Origin of the sequence: Vibrio sp. JPW-9-11-11, from assembly GCF_013369335.1 — a bacterium.
GTDB lineage: Bacteria > Pseudomonadota > Gammaproteobacteria > Enterobacterales > Vibrionaceae > Vibrio.
The window spans coordinates 81,067-105,286 of the sequence record NZ_SZQJ01000002.1 but is presented as its reverse complement, the minus strand read 5'-3'; the positions used below and the strand labels follow the sequence as shown (position 1 = coordinate 105,286).

The following is a 24,220-nucleotide window of genomic DNA, read 5'->3' as shown; positions in this document are numbered from 1 at the left end:
TCCTTTGCTAATAAATAGCTAAAGTAATGTTTGAATTGACTGTGCTGAATCTTTCGATTCAATGGTCACTTCGTATCATTGAAACCTAATTTGATACCGAAGTATCTAATTGGATTATCATCAACGAGTGCCCACACAGATTGATAGGTCTATATTTTTAAAGAGCTTCTCTTCTTTGTGATTCATATCACTTCGGAAGAGGCGGCCATTCTAGCGATTTAAGTTTTAGTGTCAACCACTTTTTTAAAAAGTTTTTTCAAGCGTTGCCACTTGGCTAGTAAACCGTGCCGACTTCGTTTGAACCCTTGTGAGCTCTTGCCCTGTCGACGAGGAGGCATTATAGAGATCGCGCTCACATTGGCAAGCGTTATTTTGAAAAAATTGCAAAAATAACGTTTAAGCGCTGACTTTTCGCTCAAAGCCTTATTTATCCAATTTTACCCCAATATAGCGAACACTATACCCACAGAGTTATCCACAATCGCTGTTTTTCAGGTAAAAGAAAAGGCCGCATTGCGACCTTTCCTCTTATATAGAAGAACAGATTAAATACCTGAACCATCTTGTTCGTCACTGCTATCTTCGTGCAGTCCACACTCACGCTTTAAACCAAAGAAACGAGTTTCTTCTTCACTCATTCCTGGCTCCCATTTTTTGGTCGTATGAGTATCACCTACCGACAGGTAACCTTCTTCACGAAGTGGATGATAAGGCAAGCCATGTTCTTCTAAGTAATAGTGGACATCTTTATTCGTCCAGTCGATCACCGGCAAGAACTTGAATACGCTATTTTGGATCGACAAGATAGGTAAGTTGGTACGCGATTTAGACTGCTCGCGACGTAGACCTGAGAACCAAGTCCCGACTTTAAGCTCATTAAGCGCTCTGCGCATCGGTTCAACTTTATTTATCTTATTATACTTTTCAATTCCCTCTATTCCTTGCTCCCACAGTTTTCCGTAGCGAGCTTCTTGCCAGTTAGAACTCTCAGCCGCACGATAGACTTTTAGGTTCAGGGTTAGTTGTTCACTCAACTGATCGATAAAACGATACGTTTCAGGGAAAAGGTAACCCGTATCAGTCAGAATAACCGGAGTATCTGGAGCCTGTTGAGTCACAAGGTGCAGCATCACCGCAGCTTGAAGCCCAAAACTTGAAGACACCGCAAACTGACCTTCGAGATTTTCTAGTGCCCAAGCCACTCTTTGCTGGGCGGTTAGCGTCTCTAACTCTGCATTAATTTCTGCAAGACGGAGTATTTGCTCCGTCTTAGTTAATGAGAGCAACTGCGCTAACTTCGGTTTGGAAGCGACAGAATCAAGCATGCAAGTCCCTCTTAGATACTTTGACTTCTTGGATGATGCCAGCACGGATAGCAAAATCACCAAATCCTTCACCAGCTTCACGCTCTTTAGCCCAGCGGCCTACGAGCTGATCAATCTCTTCTAGTATCTGCTTATCGGTAATGTTCTCTTTATACATCTTCGGAATACGCGTACCAGCGCGGTTACCACCTAAGTGAAGGTTGTAACGGCCAGGCGCTTTTCCAACCAAGCCAATCTCCGCCAACATTGCCCGACCACAGCCATTTGGACAACCAGTCACACGCAAAATGATGTTGTCTTCTTCAGGTAAACCGTGTTTCTCAAGGATGCCTTCTACATCCGTGACAAACTGAGGCAAGAAACGCTCTGCTTCTGCCATCGCTAATGGACAGGTTGGGAATGCCACACACGCCATTGAGTTTTTGCGCTGTTCACTCACGCTGTCATCAATTAAACCGTGCTCGCGGGCAATCTTCTCAATCTTAGCTTTCTGACTCTTCGCCACACCCGCAACAATTAAGTTTTGGTTTGCCGTCATACGGAAATCGCCTTTATGAATTTTGGCGATTTCAGCAACACCTGTTTTTAACGGTTTACCCGGAAAATCCAGTAGACGACCGTTTTCAATAAACAGTGCTAAGTGATGTTTACCATCGATACCTTCAACCCAACCGATGCGGTCACCACGATCAGTGAACTCGTATGGACGACTCTCGCCAAACTTCACACCAGCTCGCTTTTCTACTTCTGCTTTAAATACATCAATACCAACACGGTCTAGTGTGTATTTAGTTTTTGCATTTTTACGGTTTGAACGGTTACCCCAGTCACGCTGAGTCGTTACGACCGCAGCCGCAACATCAAGTGTCTTTTCTAGAGGAACAAAACCAAAGTCATCAGCGCGGCGAGCATAAGTAGAAGTGTCACCGTGCGTCATTGCCAGACCACCACCGACTAATACGTTAAAGCCCACCAGCTTGCCGTTCTCGCCAATCGCGACAAAGTTAAGGTCATTAGCGTGGACATCAACATCGTTTTGTGGCGGGATCACAACCGTTGTTTTGAACTTACGAGGAAGATAAGTCTTACCCAGGATTGGCTCGTCATCTTCTGTTGTTTCTACCTTCTCGCCATCTAACCAGATTTCAGCATAGGCTTTGGTTTTTGGCAGAAGGTGTTCACTGATCTTTTTCGCCCATTCATAAGCTTCTTGATGCAGTTCTGACTCGATCGGGTTCGTGGTACATAGTACGTTTCGGTTAACGTCACCGGCTGTCGCAATTGAATCAATACCAATGCTATTTAATGTCTGATGCATAAGCTTGATATTTGGCTTAAGCACACCGTGAAACTGGAACGTTTGACGAGTCGTCAGGCGGATACTGCCGTAAAGCGAATGTTCGGTTGCAAACTTATCGATCGCTAGCCACTGCTTTGGCGTAATGATGCCACCTGGCATACGTGCACGAAGCATCACGTTATGTAGTGGTTCCAGTTTTTGCTTAGCGCGCTCGTTGCGTATATCACGGTCATCTTGCTGATACATACCGTGAAAACGAATTAACTGGAAGTTATCCGCAGTAAAGCCACCAGTAATCTTGTCTTGCAAGTCTTGCTCTATGGTGCCGCGTAAAAAGTTGCTTTGTGTTTTCAGACGTTCGTTATCAGATAACTTTCCTAGCTCTTCACCTAATACAACCTGCTTATTATTGTCAGTAGAAAAAGTCATTAGTACACATCCCTTTGATAACGTTTCGCTTTGCGTAAATCATTAATAAACTGTTCTGCATCATCACGCGGCATTTGCCCTTGTTGTTCAGCCACAATCACTAAAGCATCGTGAACATCTTTCGCCATGCGCGTCGCATCGCCACATACATAGATGTAGGCACCGTCTTGGATCCACTGCCACACTTGCTCAGCATTCTCCAAAATCCGGTGTTGGACATAGACTTTTTCACCTTGGTCACGACTAAACGCCACGTCCAAACGGTTAAGTACACCAGACTTGAGGTACTTCTGCCATTCAACCTGATACAAGAAATCTTGGGTAAAGGTGCGGTCACCAAAGAACAACCAGTTTTTACCTTCAGCCTCTCGATTATCACGCTCTTGAACGAAGCTACGGAATGGAGCAATACCAGTACCAGGGCCGATCATGATCACTGGAGTATTATCATCCTCAGGCAGCTTGAAGTTATTATTGTGTTCTACAAACACTTTCACTTCGCCACCCTCTTCCAAACGCTGTGATAGGAAGCTAGAGGCTCCGCCGTAGCGCTTTTCATCACCGTGGTCGTATTCAACCAAACCTACTGTTAGATGTACTTCTTCATCGACTTCCGTTTGGCTCGATGCAATGGAGTAGAGGCGAGGAGTAAGGCGTCGCAATAAAGAAACCAGTTGTTCGGCGGTTAGCTGAGTTTTCTTCTCCGCGAATACGTCAACAATTTGAGTCTTACTTGCATACTCTCTCAACTTATCTTTATCTTCCACCAGCTTGAGTAGTTTCTTACTGTCAGAAAGCTCGGCAAATTTGCTCACAAGCTGCGGGTTAGCAGAGGTGATTTCAAATTTACTTACCAGCGCACTGTGGATAGAGAGGCTCTCGCCATCAACATCCACACTTTCGACGCCCGAAAGTCCCACTTTACCTAAGATTGCGTTTGCCAGTTTTGAGCTGTTTTCATACCAGACACCCAGCGCGTCACCTGGTTGATAACTCAACCCTGAACCTTCCAAATCAATTTCGATATGGCGGACATCTTTGCCTGAATCACGGCCAGTAATTTTTTGGCTGGTAAGCAGTGTCGCCGTATATGGATTCTGTTTGTTAAAAGTAGATTGACTCACGGCTTGGCCGACTGGAAGCTGCACAACTTCAGCTTCTGAACTCGAGGCGAGGGCTTGCTTGACGGTCTCTAATGCTTTGTGTCGCCACTCAGTAGCAGGCTGTTCGTAGTCAACATCACAGTCAACGCGGTCGATAAATGGCGTCGCCCCCAATTTTGCCAAGAAGCTATCGAAGTCTTTGCCAGTTTGGCAGAAAAACTCATAGCTCGAATCGCCAAGGCCAATCACTCCGTACTGAAGATTCGGTAGCTTGGGAGCCTTCTTAGACTGAAGGTATTCATGCAGTTCAATCGCGTTATCCGGTGCCTCACCCTCACCGTTGGTTGACGCAACGATAATTACATGGGTTTCTTTGGCTAGGTTTTTACCTTTATAGTCACTGGCATCAAACAGTTGAACGTTAATACCTTGAGACTGAGCTTCTTGCTCTAAAGACTCAGCAACACTTTTAGCATTGCCCGTTTGTGAAGCGTAAATAATGGTGAGCTTTCCGGCAGGCTTCGCTGCCACTGCCGCGACCGCCTGACTAATAGGTGCTGCGGCTGAAGCGGTTTGTGTTTGTGATAATCCCCAAAAGTAACCACTAACCCAAGCCAACTGTTGAGGAGACAGTTCGGTCACCGTTTGCTGTAAGTTACTCAACTGTTGATCGTTGAGTGGAGCAGCGATAGACGGTAATTCTTGTGGCGTGTTTCCTTGAGAGGACACGTTCTTGTTTAAAGACATGGTCTCGACATCCCTATTCATTGCGTGATGATAGATTAACCACTCTCTTTAATAACAAGAAAGAATAGAAGTGAATGTTTTATAACTTTTTGAATTAAAGAATGAGGATAAAAGCAGCACCGATTGCTATTTGGCTTCGACACGTACCTGCTTAAACCCGACTGCCATGGCAGACTTAGAAGCGAGATCTAAATCCATATAGTGGCACTCTTCCCCATTTGAGTCGGTTAAAAGAACGAAACCACCTCGCGCATGACGGAACTCTACGATCCAACGCCCTTCCTGCGCTGAAGGCTCTATGATGGCTTCGACTAACTGTTGCTCTCGGTACAAGTTTCTAAGTTCAGTAATCGTCATGAGGTTCCTTCTCGGGATGATAGACGCTCCCTGACTAAGCATGGTCAAAGCACAGGAAAGTGCTAAATGAAAACACAGTGATATAATCAATAGATATAAAAAAACGCCGCTATATACTGCGGCGTTTCTAAAAATAAACTTCATAGACAGCGCTTACCACTCTCTGGACAACCAAATCGTGCTCAGTATCCAGTGTGTTAGTGAAAACGGCTTTATCATCCTAGTCCTTCACGCTTTACTGTTACCTACCTAGCGTGGCTGAGCGACATGATTTTTGAAAAACCAAATTCCAACGGCAATAACAATCAGCCAAGGAATAAGCTTCAACGCCGCACTTAGCATTCCCAGTAGCACCATCACGACCAACGAAAAAGCGATACCCGCCAAGACAGTGACCATAGTTACCCCGGTCACCAACAAGGTTGCGACAAATACCAATATAAAGATCAACTCAAACATATGATTCTCCTTAGTTTGATGTTCTCTTTTCACGATACGTGCCAATTTAGGACCAATAGCTAACCAATTAAAATATATAGATAAAAAATAAGCACTCGGTTAAGAGTGCTCAACGAAGTGATAAGGGTTGGTAAAAATCACTCAATCAGGTGGTATTTTTCACACATCCAATTCTTGCGGAATTTTAGCCAGTGCGGTCTGCACCACTTCAATCCCAGATCCCGGTTTATGGGCATTTTCACTAATATATCGACGCCATTGACGGGCCCCAGGCATGTTTTGGAATAATCCCAACATGTGACGCGTGATATGGCCGAGATAGGCACCGTTCGATAGCTGCTGTTCAATGTATGGGTACATCTCTTCAACAACCTGAGTCCGTTTTTTGATGGGCTTATCTAAACCAAAAATCTGTTGATCGACTTCAGCCAAGATATAAGGATTCTGATAGGCCTCGCGACCGACCATCACACCATCAAGGTGCTGTAAATGTTCTTTTGTTTCTTCTAGAGTCTTAACGCCACCGTTCACCGCAATGACTAAATGGGAAAAGTCTTTCTTTAACTGATACGCACGCGGGTAATCTAGTGGCGGAATTTCACGGTTTTCTTTCGGGCTAAGACCAGAGAGCCAAGCCTTACGTGCATGAATGGTAAACTGCTCACAACCGCCTTTTTCAGACACGATTGAAACAAAGTCCGTTAAAAATTCATACGAATCTTGATCATCAATTCCAATACGCGTTTTTACCGTGACGGGCACATCAACCACATCGCGCATCGCCGCCACACAGTCGGCCACCAGCTGTGGCTCTGCCATGAGGCAGGCACCAAAACGACCGTTTTGCACTCGATCAGACGGGCAGCCAACATTAAGATTAATTTCATCATAGCCGCGCTCTGCCGCTAGCTTGGCGCACTTGGCTAAGTCTTGCGGATTGGAGCCCCCCAACTGGAGCGCGACCGGGTGTTCCTCTTCGTTATACGCTAAGAAGTCTCCTTTACCGTGAATGATCGCGCCAGTGGTGACCATTTCGGTATACAGCAAGGTTTGATTAGTCAGCAAACGATGAAAGTATCGACAGTGACGATCGGTCCAATCGAGCATGGGTGCAATGGAAAAGCGCTGCATCGGAAAAGCTTGTTGAGATTCAGGGTTAGACACAAAGCTACCTCTAAACAGTTAGTGCCGCTTGAGAACGTCTCTACATAACAGGCGGTGTAAAATAATCGCGCGATTATACACCGCAATAGTCAAAGAATCAGGACAAATCTGCTCATCAGCGCTAGGATCACTATGTTGTTTAGTTGAACAGTGACTAAAGCCATTCTCTTATTCGAAGTGACTGTCGCGATCTGAAGCACAGGTTTCGCGACCAGAAACGAGGAATCAATGCATGCTAGTATCGTTTTTATTGTAGATAAGGTAACTTATACCGTCTCGATCGAGGTCAAGTCCACCAGTTGCATAATAAGTAACACATTGACACGACTGTGAGAATTTACCTCTTGAGCAACGATAAACCTCAGGAAATGGTATATTATTAAAAATGTCCAATGGTAACGGTGACAAGTTTGGATCAGCAGTTAGTAAAACAAATTGAAGAGATATGCACAGCACGAGGAGTACGGCTAACATCGCAGCGTAAAAGAGTATTTGAACTCATCTGTGCGAGCCCAAAAGCCTCGAGTGCCTACGAACTGTTAGAAGAGCTCAAACTGAGTGAGCCTCAAGCAAAACCACCCACCGTGTATCGCGCTTTGGACTTTTTGCTTGAGCAAGGCTTCATCCATCGAGTTGAGTCGACCAATAGTTATATCCAATGTTGTTCGTGCAATGCACATAAGCACCACTCTCATTTGCTGATTTGTGATAAGTGCGGCAACGTTATTGAACTGCAAGATGATAGTTTGGTAGCCTTGCTTAAGGACAATGCTCAAGCTTATGGCTTTACCATTACGAATCATGTAATTGAATCACACGGCATCTGTCAGTCCTGTTTGGCCGACAATGTGAAATAAAGATATAGAAGAAGATTATGCGCGCTGAATTTGTAAACCCGTTTTTAGCTTCATTGATGAATGTCTTGAAAACGATGGCCTCACTGGAGTTGAAGCCACAGAAACCTCGTGTCAAGAAGGATGAGATTGCACGTGGTGACGTATCAGGTTTAATAGGGATGGTCGGCCCAAAAAGTCGTGGCTCTATGTCTATTACGTTTGATGAGAGTCTGGCTCTCGAAATCATGCAAAATATGCTCGGTGAACGCCCGAATGGTTTGAATGACGAAGTGACCGACATGGTGGGTGAAATCACTAATATGGTTACCGGTGGTGCCAAGCGTATTCTGGCAGAGAGCGGGTTTGATTTTGATATGGCAACGCCTGTAGTTGTCTCTGGTAAAGGCCATACGATTCGTCATAAATGTGAAGGCTCAATCATTATCATGCCATTCTCGTCGCAATGGGGTAATGCCTTCATCGAGATTTGTTTCGAATAATCGAATTGCTTGATGCTAAATCCGAACTAAAAACGCTTCCCTTAGGAAGCGTTTTTGTATTCTAGGCGATGATACCTCGCGTACGAAGCACTTCAAGGCAATCTTCGACCAATGCCTCGATGGCTTTCTCGCCAGCTAACAGGTCAATTTCGGGATTGAGCGGCGCTTGATATTCCGAATCAATCCCGGTGAAATTGGTAATCTCTCCTGCTCTGGCTTTCTTATACAGCCCTTTGGGGTCGCGCTGCTCACACACATCAAGCGACGTATTAACAAACACTTCGAGAAACTCGCCCTCTGGTAGCATTTCACGCACTAGTTGACGTTCGGCGCGATGCGGAGAGATAAACGCCGAGAGTACAATCAACCCGGCATCAGCCATTAACTTAGCCAACTCGCCAATGCGTCGAATGTTTTCTCGGCGATCTTGCTCAGAGAAACCTAAATCACGGCACAAACCATGACGCACATTGTCGCCATCAAGTAAGTAGGTATGATGACCTAGCTGCGCCAAGCGCGTTTCCAACGCTCCGGCGATGGTCGATTTACCCGCTCCCGACAAGCCTGTAAACCAAAGTACAACCGGTTTTTGCTGCTTTAAGCGAGCACGAAACGCTTTATCAATTGCGTGCTGATGCCAGACAATATTGTCATCTTTATTTGGCGTTTCCGTAGTCATAGCTCAATCCTTTTAAAACGGAAAGAAGAGTGGGATCAGCGTTAATACCAACGCGGAATATACGATAGAGATCGGAACCCCCACTCGAACATAATCAGTGATTGTGTAATTGCCTACGCTATAAACCAGTAAGTTAGTTTGATAGCCATAGGGAGAAATAAAACTAGCGCTGGCGCCAAATAGTACCGCCATTATAAACGGCATAGGATCGACGCCGTAGCCAAGCGCCATGCTGTAGCCGATAGGAAAAGCCAAAGCGGCCGCAGCGTTGTTGGTGACAAGCTCGGTTAAGATCAAGGTTAACAAGTAGGTGGCAACTAAAGCCCCAAAGGCTCCCCAACCGTTGAAGCCTTCGATAAACATCTGCCCTAGGCTAGCCGATAGCCCCGACGACAACATCAATTGAGCAATAGATAACGCCGACCCCACAATGACCACAATATCGACTGGAAATCGGCGACGTAACTCACCTAACTGAATCACGCCGCAAAACAGCGCCGCAATCAAAAACAGCGATAACCCTTTAATCAGTGGGAACAGACCAAGTAAAGCGAAGCCAATGACAGAGGCAAAACCGAGCAAAACTAAGGCCGACTTAGTGCTGTCGAGACGCGCGCTCGAGTCAAGATCATTGACCAAGACAAACTCTTTGCGGTGCGCTTGACGCTCTTGTTCAAAGCGCTTACCCGGCACAAGAACTAAGGTGTCTCCTGCACTCAAGGTAATGTTTCCAAGCCCGCCTTGGAGTCTTTCGTGACCGCGGCGAATCGCCACCACAACCGCATCGAAACGGTCGCGAAAATGACTCGATTTTAGGGTTTTGTTGCAAAAACTCGCGGAGGAGCTAACGACAACTTCAACAAAGCCTTGACCATTAAGGTGATGTTGACCAAATAGAGTGAGGCCTTGGATCTCTTGTAGCGTGGCGACACTCTCAATATCTCCACAGAACAGTAGTCTGTCGCGAGCTTGGAGTACAAACTCAGGATCGACCGAAGGTACCGACTCTCCATCACGCACCACTTCAGCCAAAAACAACTTACGCAGAGCTCGCAGGTTGTTTTCGCTGATACTGCGCCCGACTAAAGGGGAACCCGGCTCGACACGCGCCTCTAGAAAATAGGGTAAATCTTCCTGACTATGATCGTCGTAATTGGGCAGTAGATAACTGATCGGAATAAGGATCAATAATCCGCCGACAAGTACAGAGATACCGATCATCGTTGGCGCAAAAAAGTTCAAACTCGGCAGTCCGGCATCTTCAACGAAACTGTTGATGATCAAGTTGGTCGAGGTGCCGATCAAAGTCAACGTACCACCAAAGATCGCCGCGTAAGAGAGTGGGATCAATAAGCGTGATGGGGCATGCTGCTGATTACGTTTGATCGCTCCGATCAGCGACACCACCACGGCCGTGTTGTTAGTAAACGACGAAAGTAATGCCGTGGAAAGCCCCATTTTGGCTACCACTACCGCTAAACATCCAGTCGATAAGGAGCGACTCACCCAGCTGATCAAGCGGGTTTTCTCCAGTGCTGCTGAGGCTAAGATCAGCAACACCAGAGTTAGTAGCGACGAGTTAGTAAAATTAGTAGCCACATCGCCAAGCTCAATCATCCCAGCAATAAACGCGACAAATGCGGCGCCTGCAAAGATAAAACTTGGCTTAATTCGTGTTGTGATTAGGCAAGTGATGATTGCCAACAACATCGCTAACACAAAACCTTGTTGCCACATAAGCTTACCTATCGCCTTCGCTGACTATTTGAGTAGACGGCTGATATCTTTGGCTTCCCAATGAGGGAAGTGCTTACGCACCAGTGCATTCAGTTCCAGCTCAAATGCAGAGATATCAGTCACTTTTTGTTCCACTTGTGACAAACTCTCACGCACCAAGCCCGCACCGACGGTGACATTAGTCAAACGGTCAATAATGATAAAACCGCCTGTATCTTGGCAAGATAAATAGTCATCGACCGCCACCGACTCGGTGAGCGTCCATTCACACAAGCCTATTCCGTTCAGCGGCAGTTCAACCGCGCTGTGAGTCGAGAGATGATTGATATCGTACTGATGGCGAATCGCTTCCACTCGACCTACCGTCTTCTTACCAGCGATCTTGATGTCGTACTCGCGGCCCGGTTGCAAAGCTTGTTCGGTCATCCAAACCACATCGGCTAATAGGTGATTGGTCGACTCTACTTGAGCGTTGTCGAGAACAATCAAGTCACCACGGCTAATGTCGATTTCATCTTGTAAGGTTAGCGTCACCGCTAAGCCTGCTTGAGCTTGTTCGATATCACCATCAAACGTAACAATACGTGCGATTTTCGATGTTTTGCCAGATGGTAGCGCCTTGACCGAGTCGCCGACTTTAATTGACCCCGAGGCGATAGTCCCAGCAAAACCACGAAAATCGAGGTTAGGTCGATTCACGTATTGCACCGGGAAGCGGAATTCACCGACCTCCTTCTCGTGGTCAACGTCAACGTTTTCAAGCAGTTCAAGCAACGGCGCGCCATCGAACCAACCCAGATTGCTACTTGGTTCAACCACGTTATCGCCTTCTAGTGCGGATAAAGGAATGATCTGAATATCGATTTCACCATGGAGGTTTTTCGAAAACTCGATGTACTCATCACGAATCTGCTCAAAACGTTGCTGCGAGTAATCGACAAGATCCATCTTGTTCACAGCCACAACAAAGTGTTTGATCCCTAGAAGATTCGAGATAAACGAATGGCGACGCGTTTGATCCAACACCCCTTTACGCGCATCAATCAAGATCACCGCCAGATCACAAGTCGAGGCTCCTGTGGCCATATTACGCGTGTACTGCTCATGTCCAGGCGTGTCTGCAATAATGAATTTACGCTTCTGAGTAGAGAAGTATCGGTAAGCCACATCAATGGTGATACCTTGCTCTCGCTCGGCTTGCAGACCATCCACCAATAGAGCCAAGTCGGGGCGTTCGCCCGTGGTACCCACGCGCTGGCTGTCGTTATGTACAGCGGCCAATTGATCTTCATAAATTTGCTTTGAATCATGGAGCAAGCGGCCAATCAAAGTACTTTTGCCGTCGTCTACCGAGCCACAGGTTAGAAATCTAAGCAGTGACTTGTATTGGTGCTGTTTTAGGTACCCTTCGATACCGAGCTCGTCGAGTTGAGCTTCAACTGCGCTATTCATCTTATTTTTCCTCAATCCTTAGAAGTAGCCTTGGCGTTTTTTCAGTTCCATCGATCCAGATTGATCGTGGTCGATCGCACGGCCTTGACGCTCACTTGATGTCGCCACTAACATCTCTTCGATAATGCCCGTCAGCGTATTAGCTTCAGATTCAATCGCACCTGTTAATGGGTAACAGCCCAAAGTCCGGAAACGGACACTTTTATGCTCAACCTTCTCACCAGGCTCAAGCTCCATACGATCATCGTCTACCATGATCAACATGCCGTCGCGCTCAACCACAGGGCGGGTATCCGCGAGATAAAGTGGCACAATCTCGATATTTTCTAGATAGATGTATTGCCAGATATCGAGCTCAGTCCAGTTGGATAACGGGAACACACGAATGCTTTCCCCTTTGTTAATTTGACCGTTATACGTACGCCATAGCTCTGGACGCTGATTTTTAGGATCCCAGGTATGATGCTTATCGCGGAATGAGTAAACTCGCTCTTTGGCACGTGATTTCTCTTCATCACGACGCGCGCCACCAAAAGCGGCATCGAAGCCATACTTATTCAGCGCCTGCTTCAAACCTTGAGTTTTCATAATATCGGTGTGCTTAGACGACCCATGCGTAAATGGGCTACACCCCATCGCCAGACCTTCTGGGTTCTTATGGACTAAAAGCTCAAATCCATATTTTTCCGCGGTACGATCGCGAAACTTGATCATCTCTTTGAACTTCCAGTCGGTATCGACATGCAAAAGAGGGAATGGAATCTTACCCGGATAAAACGCTTTGCGTGCCAAGTGAAGCATGACCGACGAATCTTTACCGATCGAATACATCATCACTGGATTATCAAACTCGGCGGCGACTTCACGAATAATGTGAATACTCTCCGCTTCGAGTTGCTTTAAGTGGGTTAAACGTTCTTGGTCCATGTTAGTTGCTTCCTTTTCGGCTCAATGAGCCTGTGGCTAATCTAAAAAATGGCGTGAGTTAGGCAGTCTGACGCTGTAAGTTATTGGCCGCTTCAGGCTGTGGCTCAAACCAAGCCAACTGCTCTGACAGAGACACAACCTCACCAATCACAATCAATGATGGTGCCTGCGCGTCTTTTGCAAGGTCAGCAAGTTGAGCTAACTGACCTTTGAATACTTTTTGTTCGCGTTGAGTGCCGCGCTCAATAATGGCGATTGGGGTATCAGACTGACGTCCGTGCTCAATCAGTTGAGCTTGAATGTGCTCAGATTTCATTAAGCCCATATAGATGACTAGAGTTTGATTACCTCGCGCTAGCGTCGACCAGTCCATTTGGTCACTTTCGGCTTTAAGATGGCCGGTAATAAACATCGCCGATTGGGCATAGTCACGATGGGTTAGTGGGATACCAGCGTACGCAGTAGCACCGGCAGCGGCGGTAATCCCTGGCACAACGTGAAAAGCGACACCGGCAGCGGCTAACACTTCAAGCTCTTCACCACCACGACCGAAAATAAATGGATCACCACCCTTAATCCGTACAACACGATATCCTTGCAAGGCAAAGTCGAGCAGCAGTTGGTTAGTTTTCTCTTGGGGAACGCTATGGTGACCAGCGCGCTTACCCACACAAACTAAGATGGCATCGCTAGGAACTAGCGCCATAATGTCATCCGATACGAGATAGTCGTACAACACCACATCTGCTTGTTGCAGAAAACGCATCGCTTTAATGGTTAGCAACTCCACATCACCAGGGCCTGCGCCCACTAAGGCCACTTCTCCCTGTGACAGCACACTTGTGCCGATGGAGTTTAAATCTGTTTGATTGGTACGCTGTGCACGCTGATTACTCAGAGGAAATTGAGAAATCGTATCCTTGCTCGCCATAATGTCGCCCTATTTCGTTGGTCTAGGCATTATGGCGCTCTAGTTATATTACCTGAAATTCTAAAATTTCATTTTTTATACCGTTTTATGATAAGGAGTTGGCATAAGCTTGTTCAAGCCTTAATCGTTTTGAGAGATTATCGACAGAATAGAGCATACCAATCGCCTCACATCACAATTTGCTAGTGAGTGAAATCATTGTTTCATTTCATTTTGTTACATTATGCAGGTCTATAAAAACGCTATCGGAGCTAAAAATGAAAGTAGCAGTGAAACCTCTGTCTCTTGCCGTACTTGGCGGTATGTTGACTATGGCAGGTCCGGCAATTGCAGATACGATCAAACTTCGTATTGTCGAAACGACTGATATTCACACCAACGTAATGGATTATGACTACTACAAGGACAAACCTTCACAAAAAATAGGTCTTACCCGCACCGCTACTCTAGTCAAACAAGCACAAGCCGAGGTAGAGAACAGTGTCTTAGTGGATAACGGTGACCTAATCCAAGGTAGCCCGATGGGCGACTACATGGCGGCAAAAGGCATCGAGAAAGGTGACGTTCACCCCGTCTATAAAGCGATGAATCTATTGAACTACGATGTCGGAAACATTGGTAACCACGAGTTTAACTACGGCCTTGAGTTCTTAGCTGAAACTATCAACGATGCTGACTTTCCATACATCAGCGCCAACGTGTTCGACAAAAAAACCGGCGAGCACTATTTCAAGCCATACATTATTAAGTCACACACATTCAAAGATGTGGATGGCGTAGAACACCAAATTAAAGTCGGCTACATCGGCTTCGTACCACCTCAAATCATGGTGTGGGACAAGAAAAACCTCGAAGGCAAAGTGTTTGCCAAAGACATCAAGGAAACAGCTGAAAAACTCGTTCCTCAGATGAAAGCAGAAGGTGCTGATGTCATCGTCGCAATTCCACACTCTGGCGTCTCTTCAGACCCACATAAAGTCGGCGCAGAAAACTCCACTTACTACCTGTCTCAAGTAGAAGGTATCGATGCGATTGCCTTTGGTCACTCCCATGCGGTATTCCCTGGTAAAGGTTTCGACAACATCCCTGGCGTTGACAACACAAACGGCACCATCAATGGTGTCGCAGCTGTGATGCCTGGCCGCTGGGGCAGCCACGTTGGCGTGATTGACCTTGAGCTAAAAGAGCAAGATGGCCAATGGGTTGTCGTTAAAGGTCAAACTGAAGCTCGTCCTATTTACGACAAGAAAACCAAGACCTCTCTAGCAGACGCGGATGCTGAGATGGTTAAAGCGCTTGAAGCAGACCACAAAGGGACCCGCGATTTCGTCAACCAACCCATAGGTAAAGCAAGCGATGTGATGTACAGCTTCCTAGCGCTAGTACAAGATGATCCTACGGTACAAATTGTTAACCTTGCTCAAAAAGATTACGTTGAACGCTTCATCCAAGGCGATCCCGATCTCGCAGATATTCCCGTGCTTTCTGCCGCTGCCCCTTTTAAAGCCGGTGGCCGTAAGAACGACCCCGCCAACTTTACGGAAGTCGAGTCTGGTCAGCTAACATTCCGTAACGCTGCCGACCTGTACCTATATCCGAACACGCTTGTGGCAATGAAGGTCACAGGTAAAGAAGTGAAAGAGTGGTTAGAATGTACTGCTGGTCAGTTTAAGCAAATCGACGTGAACAGTACCGCTCCACAAAGCCTGATCGACTGGGATGGTTTCCGTACTTATAACTTTGACGTAATTGATGGTCTGAACTACCAAATCGATGTCACTAAGCCTGCGAAATACGACGGTAACTGCAAACCCGTTAACGGCGAGGCCGAGCGGATCGTGAATTTGACTTATCAAGGTAAGCCAATTGATATGAAGCAGGGCTTCATCATCGCGACAAATAACTATCGCGCCTACAGCAACAAGTTCCCAGGTACCGGTTCCGAGTTTGTCGCTTTCGATTCGCCCGATGAAAACCGCTCAGTCATCGCCTCTTACATCACTCGTGTAAGTGAAGAAAAAGGTGAGTTCACGCCAAGTGCTGACAACAACTGGACATTTGCGCCGATCAAATCCGATAAGCAATTAGACATTCGCTTTGAAACATCACCAAGTGATAAGGCAGCGAAATTTATTGAAGAGAAAGGATTATACCCAATGAAACGTGTGGGTACTGATGACGTAGGCTTTGCGATTTACCAAATTGATTTACAAAAATAATCGCTAATTTTTTCCAGCCAAAGCCGCGATGTTGTTCGCGGCTTTTTTATTCTCAGCATCAATTAAAGCGGGTAGAATTCGCCCATTGTCACTCATAGGAAAAGTCACGATGTTAGAGGGATTTCAGCAACAACTTCTCAGTTATGGTTTTAACTCTAGCGAAGCGCAGCAACTATGCCGTTCCGCTCAACGGATTGAGCTACCAACACGCCATATTTTACTTCACCAAGGCCAAATCGCGACAGAAATCTATCTGTTATTAGAGGGGATCTGTCACTCAGCCTATCTTACCGACAAAGGCAAAGAGTTCAGCAAGGAGTTTTATTGGGAGAACGACTGGATTATCGGCTTTGAAAGTTTAATCAAACAGCAAACCTCGCCTTACTTATTAGAATCACTCACCCCTTGTACCCTCATCGCCTTACCGGTTGATACGCTGAGGGCGTGGCGAGCTGAGAAACACAGCATTTATCTCAAACTGCTCGAAACGCAGTTGATGCACAAAGAAAACAAGGAGCGCTTTATGCTGCTTTATAGTCCAGAACAGCGTTACGAATTATTCTGTCGCAATTTTCCTCATTTACTCGACAGGCTCAACGACTATCAAATTGCCGCTTACTTAGGCATTACATCAATTAGTTTAAGTCGTATCAAAAAGCGGGCGCAAAGTTAACAATTGTTAATGTCGAACTTAGGTAGAGTTGCTACATTCACGTCAAACTCAGCACTAAGGCAATAGTACGATGATTGAATGGCAGCTTGTTCCTTTTTCCCAACTTACCACCACTCAGCTGTATCAATTGCTCAAATTGCGCGTTGATGTCTTTGTTGTCGAACAGAACTGCCCCTACCCCGAACTGGATGATAAAGATCACCAACAGGAGGTTTATCATCTCCTTGGCTATAAACACGAGCTACTGGTTGCCTGTGCACGTCTACTACCGAAAGGGGTTAGCTATCCATGCGTCAGTATTGGTCGCGTCGCAACAGCAATCACAGAACGTGGCGATGGACTGGGTCACCAATTGCTCAAACAAGCGCTCGAAAGCTGTCAGTTGTTATGGCCAAACGACAGTATTGAAATAGGCGCTCAGCAACACCTACAAAGCTTTTATCAACAACATGGCTTTGTTCAAACTTCAGAGATGTATCTTGAAGACGATATTCCTCATATCGACATGAAGCTTGAGAAGTAAGGTGTCAATTTCGGCGACATACAGCGCTATCTTGCTGTTGATTATAGGTAACCTCGCCGCTTCGCTATCCGATGGCGCAGTTAAATTGCTAGATGGGCAAGTCTCTACTTTTCAATATGTCTTTTTACGTCAATTGATTTCTACGCTGGTGATCTTGCCTCTGTGGCTAGCTCAAACACCCGATGCAAGACGTTTGAGAAGCCCCAAACTCAACCTCTTTCGAGCCCACCTGATTGTTATCGGCAGTGGTTGTATGATGGTAGCAATAACCCACCTAACCTTAGCCACAGCCAACGCAGTATTCTATGCCGCGCCCTTGTTGATGCTGCCTTTGGCTGTACTGCTGCTCAATGAGAAAACGTCTCTCTCACGTTGGGTCGCTTCGATATTTGGCTTTGCTGGTGTACTGGTTGTTTTACGTCCGTCAGAGTTTCACTGGGCGGCTATATTCGCTCTCGGCACCACCTTTACTCTCGCACTTTTCAATCTCAGTGCTCGTCAGCTTCCGAGCGAACAAAATGTTATCACGACACTGTTTTGGACATCGTTGTTATCCATGCCGATATCTGCTCTGCTGGCTTGGCTCTACTGGGCTCCGATCACTCTTACCAACTTACTGCTAATTCTAGCCAGTGCGAGCTTGATCCTACTCTACAATGGCTTAGCCGTAATTGCCTATCGACGTGCTCCTGCCGGCAATATTGCCATTGCCGAAAATTCTGGATTAATCTTTGTGGTCATATTGGGAGTGGTGGGATTTAACGAAATACCAGATTGGATAACGGCACTAGGGATTGTCATGATAGTTATTCCGCTAATACCGTGGCAACGGCTGCGCTATTTGCTGCGGCCAAAACCACCATCAGAAAGCCGAAAGAACATCACAGATTGATTACTTTTTTCCAATTGAAGAATGTCTAACTGACCATTTTCGTCCAGTTTGAAGCGAACCAATTGTCCTTGTTTAATTTGACTTAGAGGCTTGTCTGCCCCTTCTACTTTAACTAAAGCGTTCAAATCAGCCATAGCCAAACCATTACTACGAAATACTTTTGCTAAGGTGTCACCACTCTTAACTTGATACTCTTTCCAAATGTCTGAAGCCGGGACTTGCTGCGCGACACTTTTCTGCTCGCTCAAACTTCGAGTATTGATGTCGACGGCGACGCGTTCATTGACTTGCGGCTCAGAAGTCTCCTTGACCACCTCAGCATTCGGCGCGGGCAGAATCAATAGCAAAAGTAGAAGTGGTGCCAAGACCATTAACGCGCGCTGATGGAGTTTCGGTAATGTATGCCACTGCGCTCTGACTCTATGCGTTGGGTTAGACCAGTCTATCGAGCTGAGTTTTGTTGTGACTAATTCAACATAGTCCACTTGTTGCTGTCTCTTTTTCTTTCTGCGATTCATCGCAATTCATCTCCAAATGGCTAACGTTATTAAGTATAAAAACCAAGCGGCTATCAGTATAGGAATTTTGTCGAATGTTGGTAATCGCTCAGTCAAAAATAGCCTAAAACTGGTCAAAAAGAGAGACCGCTCTCATCGTGGACAAGACAAGAGGAATCTACCCGAGCCATTTCATCATGAACTCATAACTGGTATCCTTGGGCACTTTATACACCATAAAAAGAGAGACACCATGTCTGAAGTAAAATTTGACACTGTAGAGCAAAAAGCGAGCTACGGTATCGGTCTACAAATGGGCCAGCAACTAGCAGGTTCAGGTCTAGAAGGTCTTAACGTTGACGCTATCGCTGCAGGTATTGCAACCGCGTTAGTTGGTGAGCAACCAGCTATCGAAATCGACGAGATCAATACCGCTCTACAAGAGCTGCACACTCGTATGGAATCAGCACGTCAAGAAGCAGCAAAAATTGCCGCTGCGGACGGTGAAGCATTCCTAAAAGATAACGCTCTACGTTCGGAAGTAACCGTTCTTGAATCTGGTCTACAGTACGAAGTCATTACTGAAGGTACAGGTGAGATCCCAACTTCTGACAAGCAAGTTCGTGTTCACTACCACGGTGAACTAACTGACGGTACGGTTTTCGACAGCTCTGTTTCTCGCGGTCAACCTGCTGAGTTCCCAGTAACTGGCGTGATCAAAGGCTGGGTTGAAGCACTTCAACTAATGCCTGTAGGTTCTAAATGGAAACTCTACATTCCACAAGATCTCGCATACGGTGAACGTGGCGCTGGCGCGGCTATCCCTCCATTTGCTGCACTAGTGTTCGAAGTTGAGCTTCTAGACATTCTTTAATTTCTAGCGAAATCTAAGTAATGTATAACGGCGACCATTGGGTCGCCGTTTTTATATTCAGTGCTCCAGACACAAAAAAGCCGAGCTAATGCTCGGCTTTTCCGTTCATACGAACCTGATTACTCAGCAGCTTCTTCAGCAGCTGGGCGATCTACAAGCTCAATGTAAGCCATTGGAGCTTTATCACCAGTACGGAAACCAGCTTTTAGGATACGAGTGTAACCGCCCTGACGAGCAGCAAAACGTGGACCTAGTTCGTTAAATAGTTTTGCAACTACTTCGTTGTCACGAGTACGTGCAAATGCTAGACGACGGTTAGCAACGCTGTCAGTCTTAGCTAGTGTAATCAAAGGCTCAACTACGCGACGTAGCTCTTTTGCTTTTGGCAGTGTAGTCTTGATAACTTCATGACGTACTAGAGAGCTAGCCATGTTGCTAAACATCGCTTTACGATGTGAGCTGTTGCGGTTGAGTTGACGACCACTCTTACGATGGCGCATGACCTAATCCTTCTAACTATTATCGATTAATCTTCAGCGATAGACGCTGGTGGCCAGTTCTCTAGGCGCATGCCAAGAGAAAGACCACGTGATGCAAGTACGTCTTTGATCTCTGTAAGAGACTTTTTACCCAGGTTAGGCGTTTTAAGTAGCTCAACCTCAGTACGCTGTACAAGATCACCGATGTAGTGAATCGCTTCTGCTTTCAAACAGTTAGCAGAGCGAACTGTTAGTTCAAGATCGTCTACAGGACGCAGTAGGATCGGATCGAATTCTGGCTTCTCTTCCTTCTCCTCAGGTACACGTACATCACGTAGATCTACGAACGCATCCAATTGCTCAGCTAGGATAGTAGCTGCGCGACGGATTGCTTCCTCAGGGTCTAGAGTACCGTTCGTTTCCATGTCGATAACAAGCTTGTCTAAATCTGTACGCTGCTCTACACGAGCGGCTTCAACAGAATAAGCAATTTTGTCTACTGGGCTGTACGTAGCGTCAACCAGTAGGCGACCAATTGGACGCTCATCTTCTTCAGTATGGATACGAGCCGAAGCTGGAACATAACCACGACCACGTTCAACTTTGATACGCATTGCGATCTCAGCGTTGTCATCAGTAAGGTGACAAATAACGTGTTCAGGGTTAGCGATCTCTACATCACCATCATGGGTGATGTCACCTGCAACCACAGGGCCCGAGCCTGATTTGTTCAAAGTAATGAACACTTCATCTTTGCCTTCGGCAACACGTACAGCCAAACCTTTAAGGTTAAGTAGGATTTCAAGAATGTCTTCTTGAACACCTTCTTTAGTACTGTACTCATGAAGTACGCCTTCAATTTCTACTTCTGTTACAGCACAACCTGGCATAGAAGATAGAAGAATACGGCGAAGTGCATTACCAAGAGTATGGCCAAAACCACGCTCTAATGGCTCAAGAGTTACTTTTGCGTGAGTCGTGCTAACTTGTTCGATGTCAACAAGACGTGGCTTAAGAAATTCTGTTACAGAACCCTGCATTGTGTCCTCTCTTTAGTTTAAACCTTACTTAGAGTAAAGCTCGACGATCAATTGTTCGTTGATGTCAGCAGATAGATCTGAACGCTCAGGCAAACGCTTGAACGTACCTTCCATCTTACCACCATCTACTTCAATCCAAGTTGGTTTTTCACGTTGTTCAGCAACTTCTAGAGCAGCTTTGATACGAGATTGCTGTTTAGCTTTCTCGCGGATAGAAACAACGTCATTTGCCGCAACTTTGAAAGAAGGAACGTTTACAACTTTACCGTTAACTAGGATAGCTTTGTGGCTAACTAGCTGACGTGCTTCTGCGCGAGTCGCACCAAAGCCCATGCGGTAAACTACGTTATCAAGACGACCTTCAAGAAGCTGAAGTAGGTTCTCACCTGTGTTGCCTTTAAGACGTGCAGCTTCTTTGTAGTAGTTACGGAATTGTTTTTCTAGAACGCCGTACATACGACGAACTTTTTGCTTCTCACGAAGCTGAACGCCATACTCAGATAGACGACCGCGACGAGCGCCGTGTACACCTGGTGCGTTATCAATTTTACACTTGGTATCGATCGCGCGTACACCAGACTTAAGGAATAAGTCAGTACCTTCGCGACGGCTAAGCTTCAGCTTAGGACCCAAATATCTTGCCATGATCTTTCTCCAGTATTCTAAAAAACGTTATACGCGACGTTTCTTAGGTGGACGACAACCGTTATGAGGGATTGGAGTCGCATCAACGATGTTCGTGATACGGAAACCAGCAGCGTTCAGTGCGCGAACAGTAGATTCACGACCTGGACCTGGACCCTTAACCATAACTTCCAAGTTCTTTAGACCGTACTCTTTAGCCATTTCAGCACAACGCTCAGCAGCAACCTGTGCAGCGAACGGAGTAGACTTACGAGAGCCACGGAAACCTGAACCACCTGCTGTAGCCCAAGCTAGAGCGTTGCCTTGACGGTCTGTGATGGTTACGATTGTGTTATTGAAAGATGCATGGATGTGCGCTACGCCATCTGCAACTTGCTTGCGTACGCGCTTACGAGCGCGAGTTGGTTGTTTAGCCATTGTACTCTACCTTCCCGATTATTTCTTGATCGGCTTACGCGGACCCTTACGGGTGCGAGCATTGGTTTTAGTACGCTGTCCACGTAGTGGTAGACTGCGACGATGACGAAGACCACGGTAACAACCAAGGTCCATAAGACGCTTGATGTTCATAGATACTTCACGACGTAGATCACCTTCTACAGTGTATTTAGCTACACCATCACGCAGTTGATCGATCTGCTCTTCAGTTAGTTCACTGATCTTAACATTTTCAGCAATACCCACTTCAGCTAGGATAGCTTGAGAGCGAGTCTTACCGATGCCGTAGATCGCAGTTAGTGCGATTACAGCATGTTTTTGATCAGGAATGTTAATGCCTGCAATACGGGCCATTATTCACTCCTAGTGTTTCATAAAAGAATTAGCCGCAGCAAAGCCCGTTTCGGATACGCTGCGGAATACTACTTCTTTTGCACGCAAAAGGTAGGCCGAGGAATATACTCGACACTACCTTATATATCAAGTAAAAATTTCTGCTTATTAGCCTTGGCGCTGCTTGTGCTTTGGCTCACTGCAAATCACGCGAACAACACCGTTGCGCTTGATAACTTTACAGTTACGGCAGATTTTTTTAACGGAAGCACGAACTTTCATTGCTAAACTCCGTAAATGAAATCTGAGAATACCGCCGGATTAACGGCCGTACCCTTTCAGATTTGCCTTCTTCAACACAGAATCATACTGTTGAGACATCAGATGAGTCTGTACCTGTGCCATAAAGTCCATGATAACGACCACTACGATGAGTAGTGACGTACCGCCGAAGTAGAAACGTACGTTCCACGCGACCATCATGAACTCTGGAATCAGACAGATAAAGGTAATGTAAAGCGCACCGGCGAGGGTTAAACGCGTCATTACTTTATCAATATACTTAGCTGTCTGCTCACCTGGGCGGATGCCGGGTACGAATGCACCGGACTTCTTCAAGTTATCTGCTGTTTCACGCGGGTTGAAAACCAACGCCGTGTAAAAGAAACAGAAGAAAATAATCGCTGCTGCATAAAGCATTACATACAAAGGTTGACCAGGGCTAAGAGCCAAAGACACGTCAGTTAACCAACCGAACGTGCTGCTCTCACCATTCTGACCAAACCACTGAGCCAGTGTTCCAGGGAACAGGATAATGCTTGATGCGAAGATTGCTGGAATAACACCTGCCATATTAATCTTAAGTGGCAAGTGAGTGCTTTGTGCAGCAAAAACTTTACGACCTTGTTGACGCTTCGCGTAGTTGACAACGATACGACGTTGACCACGCTCCATGAAAACAACGAAATAAATAACTGCGAAAGCAAGTACAGCAATCAACAGCAGAAGAAGTACATGCAATTCACCTTGACGCGCTTGCTCGATTGTTTGACCGATTGCCGAAGGCAACCCAGCAACAATACCTGCAAAAATCAGTATCGAAATACCGTTACCAATTCCGCGCTCTGTAATCTGTTCACCTAACCACATTAGGAACATGGTGCCGGTTACTAAACTTACGGTAGCAATTAGCGTAAACATGGTTTGGTTGATAACAACCAGATTGTCGACCATGCTTGGTAGGCCTGTTGCAATACCTATAGCTTGGAATGTTGCAAGTACAAGCGTGCCGTAGCGTGTATATTGGCTGATCTTACGACGGCCTGCTTCACCCTCTTTTTTGAGTTCAGCTAACGCTGGATGAACTACAGTTAGCAGTTGGACAACAATCGATGCCGAAATATACGGCATGATGCCCAACGCTAATATAGATGCACGCTCAAGAGCACCACCGGAGAACATGTTAAACATTTCTACGATGGTACCTTTTTGCTGTTCGAACAAATCGGCAAGTACAGCAGCGTCAATACCAGGAATCGGCACGAAAGAGCCTGCTCGGAATACTAAAAGTGCACCAATTACGAATAATAAGCGCGACTTTAGCTCACTTAAGCCGCTCTGAGCACTACGAAAATCTTGTCCTGGTTTCTTAGCCATCTGTA

At 46.1% G+C, this 24,220-nt stretch carries 25 protein-coding genes and 1 pseudogene; 7 read left to right on the top strand and 19 right to left on the bottom strand.

Features of this window, described 5'->3' with window-relative positions:
• Nucleotides 1–545 precede the first annotated feature (545 nt).
• The 6 genes from FCU94_RS01475 to dusA form a co-directional block, all read right to left on the bottom strand.
• Nucleotides 546–1,325 (bottom strand): phosphoadenylyl-sulfate reductase, encoded by a 780-nt coding sequence (locus tag FCU94_RS01475; protein WP_176286793.1) that lies wholly within the window; start codon nucleotides 1,323–1,325, stop codon nucleotides 546–548.
• On the bottom strand, nucleotides 1,318–3,054 hold the full coding sequence (cysI, locus tag FCU94_RS01470; protein WP_176286792.1) for an assimilatory sulfite reductase (NADPH) hemoprotein subunit: 1,737 nt from the start codon (nucleotides 3,052–3,054) through the stop codon (nucleotides 1,318–1,320). Before cysI ends, FCU94_RS01475 begins: the two co-directional genes overlap by 8 nt.
• Nucleotides 3,054–4,904 (bottom strand): assimilatory sulfite reductase (NADPH) flavoprotein subunit, encoded by a 1,851-nt coding sequence (locus FCU94_RS01465; protein WP_176286791.1) that lies wholly within the window; start codon nucleotides 4,902–4,904, stop codon nucleotides 3,054–3,056. The genes cysI and FCU94_RS01465 overlap by 1 nt, the downstream gene beginning before the upstream one ends.
• A gap of 126 nt (nucleotides 4,905–5,030) precedes the next feature.
• Nucleotides 5,031–5,261 carry a hypothetical protein gene (locus FCU94_RS01460; RefSeq protein WP_176286790.1) on the bottom strand — a complete coding sequence of 77 codons (231 nt, stop codon included), beginning with the start codon at nucleotides 5,259–5,261 and terminating at the stop codon, nucleotides 5,031–5,033.
• Between the two features lie 249 nt (nucleotides 5,262–5,510).
• Nucleotides 5,511–5,720, bottom strand: a complete 210-nt coding sequence (pspG, locus tag FCU94_RS01455) for an envelope stress response protein PspG (RefSeq protein ID WP_176286789.1) — start codon at nucleotides 5,718–5,720, stop codon at nucleotides 5,511–5,513.
• 159 nt (nucleotides 5,721–5,879) lie between these two features.
• Nucleotides 5,880–6,884 carry a tRNA dihydrouridine(20/20a) synthase DusA gene (dusA, locus tag FCU94_RS01450; protein ID WP_176286788.1) on the bottom strand — a complete coding sequence of 335 codons (1,005 nt, stop codon included), beginning with the start codon at nucleotides 6,882–6,884 and terminating at the stop codon, nucleotides 5,880–5,882.
• A 392-nt stretch (nucleotides 6,885–7,276) separates the two neighbouring features.
• Here dusA and zur point away from each other — a divergent pair, with 392 nt between their 5' ends.
• The gene (zur, locus tag FCU94_RS01445; protein ID WP_176286787.1) at nucleotides 7,277–7,741 is read left to right on the top strand and encodes a zinc uptake transcriptional repressor Zur; all 465 of its coding nucleotides are present in this window, start codon (nucleotides 7,277–7,279) and stop codon (nucleotides 7,739–7,741) included.
• A 17-nt stretch (nucleotides 7,742–7,758) separates the two neighbouring features.
• Entirely contained in the window at nucleotides 7,759–8,220 is a 462-nt protein-coding gene (locus FCU94_RS01440) for a chemotaxis protein CheX (protein WP_176286786.1), read from the top strand.
• 61 nt (nucleotides 8,221–8,281) lie between these two features.
• Here the strand turns inward: FCU94_RS01440 and cysC are convergent, their stop codons facing one another.
• The 5 genes and pseudogenes from cysC to cobA all read right to left on the bottom strand — a co-directional run bounded on the left by cysC (nucleotide 8,282) and on the right by cobA (nucleotide 13,946).
• Nucleotides 8,282–8,899: an adenylyl-sulfate kinase gene (cysC, locus tag FCU94_RS01435; protein WP_176286785.1), complete on the bottom strand. Its 618-nt coding sequence runs from the start codon at nucleotides 8,897–8,899 to the stop codon at nucleotides 8,282–8,284.
• 12 nt (nucleotides 8,900–8,911) lie between these two features.
• A complete protein-coding gene (locus tag FCU94_RS01430; protein WP_176286784.1) occupies nucleotides 8,912–10,636 on the bottom strand; it encodes an SLC13 family permease in 1,725 nt (574 codons plus the stop codon).
• 24 nt (nucleotides 10,637–10,660) lie between these two features.
• Nucleotides 10,661–12,088: a sulfate adenylyltransferase subunit CysN gene (gene cysN / locus FCU94_RS01425; RefSeq protein ID WP_176286783.1), complete on the bottom strand. Its 1,428-nt coding sequence runs from the start codon at nucleotides 12,086–12,088 to the stop codon at nucleotides 10,661–10,663.
• Between the two features lie 18 nt (nucleotides 12,089–12,106).
• Nucleotides 12,107–13,036: pseudogene (gene cysD, locus FCU94_RS01420) on the bottom strand (sulfate adenylyltransferase subunit CysD); the annotation flags it as partial.
• Nucleotides 13,037–13,073: 37 nt separating this feature from the next.
• Nucleotides 13,074–13,946: a uroporphyrinogen-III C-methyltransferase gene (gene cobA, locus FCU94_RS01415; protein ID WP_176286781.1), complete on the bottom strand. Its 873-nt coding sequence runs from the start codon at nucleotides 13,944–13,946 to the stop codon at nucleotides 13,074–13,076.
• A gap of 257 nt (nucleotides 13,947–14,203) precedes the next feature.
• On the opposite strand from cobA, the gene cpdB reads away from it, so the two are divergent.
• The 4 genes from cpdB (at nucleotide 14,204) to FCU94_RS01395 (ending at nucleotide 18,253) form a co-directional block, all read left to right on the top strand.
• Nucleotides 14,204–16,165, top strand: coding sequence for a 2',3'-cyclic-nucleotide 2'-phosphodiesterase (gene cpdB / locus FCU94_RS01410; RefSeq protein ID WP_176286780.1), 1,962 nt, complete (start codon nucleotides 14,204–14,206; stop codon nucleotides 16,163–16,165).
• A gap of 109 nt (nucleotides 16,166–16,274) precedes the next feature.
• Nucleotides 16,275–16,838, top strand: a complete 564-nt coding sequence (locus FCU94_RS01405; RefSeq protein WP_176286779.1) for a Crp/Fnr family transcriptional regulator — start codon at nucleotides 16,275–16,277, stop codon at nucleotides 16,836–16,838.
• A gap of 70 nt (nucleotides 16,839–16,908) precedes the next feature.
• On the top strand, nucleotides 16,909–17,361 hold the full coding sequence (locus FCU94_RS01400) for a GNAT family N-acetyltransferase (RefSeq protein WP_176286778.1): 453 nt from the start codon (nucleotides 16,909–16,911) through the stop codon (nucleotides 17,359–17,361).
• 7 nt (nucleotides 17,362–17,368) lie between these two features.
• On the top strand, nucleotides 17,369–18,253 hold the full coding sequence (locus FCU94_RS01395; RefSeq protein ID WP_176286794.1) for a DMT family transporter: 885 nt from the start codon (nucleotides 17,369–17,371) through the stop codon (nucleotides 18,251–18,253).
• On the opposite strand, the gene FCU94_RS01390 is transcribed toward FCU94_RS01395, so the two are convergent.
• Complete coding sequence (locus tag FCU94_RS01390) at nucleotides 18,199–18,771, bottom strand: LysM-like peptidoglycan-binding domain-containing protein (RefSeq protein ID WP_176286777.1); 573 nt, start codon at nucleotides 18,769–18,771, stop codon at nucleotides 18,199–18,201. The genes FCU94_RS01395 and FCU94_RS01390 overlap by 55 nt on opposite strands.
• Nucleotides 18,772–19,003: 232 nt before the next feature.
• Between FCU94_RS01390 and FCU94_RS01385 the strand changes: the two genes are divergently transcribed.
• Nucleotides 19,004–19,624, top strand: coding sequence for an FKBP-type peptidyl-prolyl cis-trans isomerase (locus FCU94_RS01385; protein WP_176286776.1), 621 nt, complete (start codon nucleotides 19,004–19,006; stop codon nucleotides 19,622–19,624).
• A 119-nt stretch (nucleotides 19,625–19,743) separates the two neighbouring features.
• Here the strand turns inward: FCU94_RS01385 and rplQ are convergent, their stop codons facing one another.
• From rplQ to secY, 7 genes are all read right to left on the bottom strand, one after another.
• Nucleotides 19,744–20,124, bottom strand: a complete 381-nt coding sequence (gene rplQ / locus FCU94_RS01380; protein ID WP_004410405.1) for a 50S ribosomal protein L17 — start codon at nucleotides 20,122–20,124, stop codon at nucleotides 19,744–19,746.
• A 26-nt stretch (nucleotides 20,125–20,150) separates the two neighbouring features.
• Nucleotides 20,151–21,143: a DNA-directed RNA polymerase subunit alpha gene (locus tag FCU94_RS01375; RefSeq protein ID WP_004410407.1), complete on the bottom strand. Its 993-nt coding sequence runs from the start codon at nucleotides 21,141–21,143 to the stop codon at nucleotides 20,151–20,153.
• A 24-nt stretch (nucleotides 21,144–21,167) separates the two neighbouring features.
• A complete protein-coding gene (rpsD, locus tag FCU94_RS01370) occupies nucleotides 21,168–21,788 on the bottom strand; it encodes a 30S ribosomal protein S4 (RefSeq protein WP_006963204.1) in 621 nt (206 codons plus the stop codon).
• Nucleotides 21,789–21,815: 27 nt separating this feature from the next.
• Entirely contained in the window at nucleotides 21,816–22,205 is a 390-nt protein-coding gene (gene rpsK, locus FCU94_RS01365) for a 30S ribosomal protein S11 (protein WP_001118870.1), read from the bottom strand.
• Nucleotides 22,206–22,223: 18 nt separating this feature from the next.
• The gene (rpsM, locus tag FCU94_RS01360; protein ID WP_005383154.1) at nucleotides 22,224–22,580 is read right to left on the bottom strand and encodes a 30S ribosomal protein S13; all 357 of its coding nucleotides are present in this window, start codon (nucleotides 22,578–22,580) and stop codon (nucleotides 22,224–22,226) included.
• A gap of 147 nt (nucleotides 22,581–22,727) precedes the next feature.
• Nucleotides 22,728–22,841 carry a 50S ribosomal protein L36 gene (gene rpmJ / locus FCU94_RS01355; RefSeq protein ID WP_000868186.1) on the bottom strand — a complete coding sequence of 38 codons (114 nt, stop codon included), beginning with the start codon at nucleotides 22,839–22,841 and terminating at the stop codon, nucleotides 22,728–22,730.
• A gap of 39 nt (nucleotides 22,842–22,880) precedes the next feature.
• Nucleotides 22,881–24,215, bottom strand: a complete 1,335-nt coding sequence (gene secY / locus FCU94_RS01350) for a preprotein translocase subunit SecY (RefSeq protein ID WP_176286775.1) — start codon at nucleotides 24,213–24,215, stop codon at nucleotides 22,881–22,883.
• Nucleotides 24,216–24,220 lie beyond the last annotated feature (5 nt).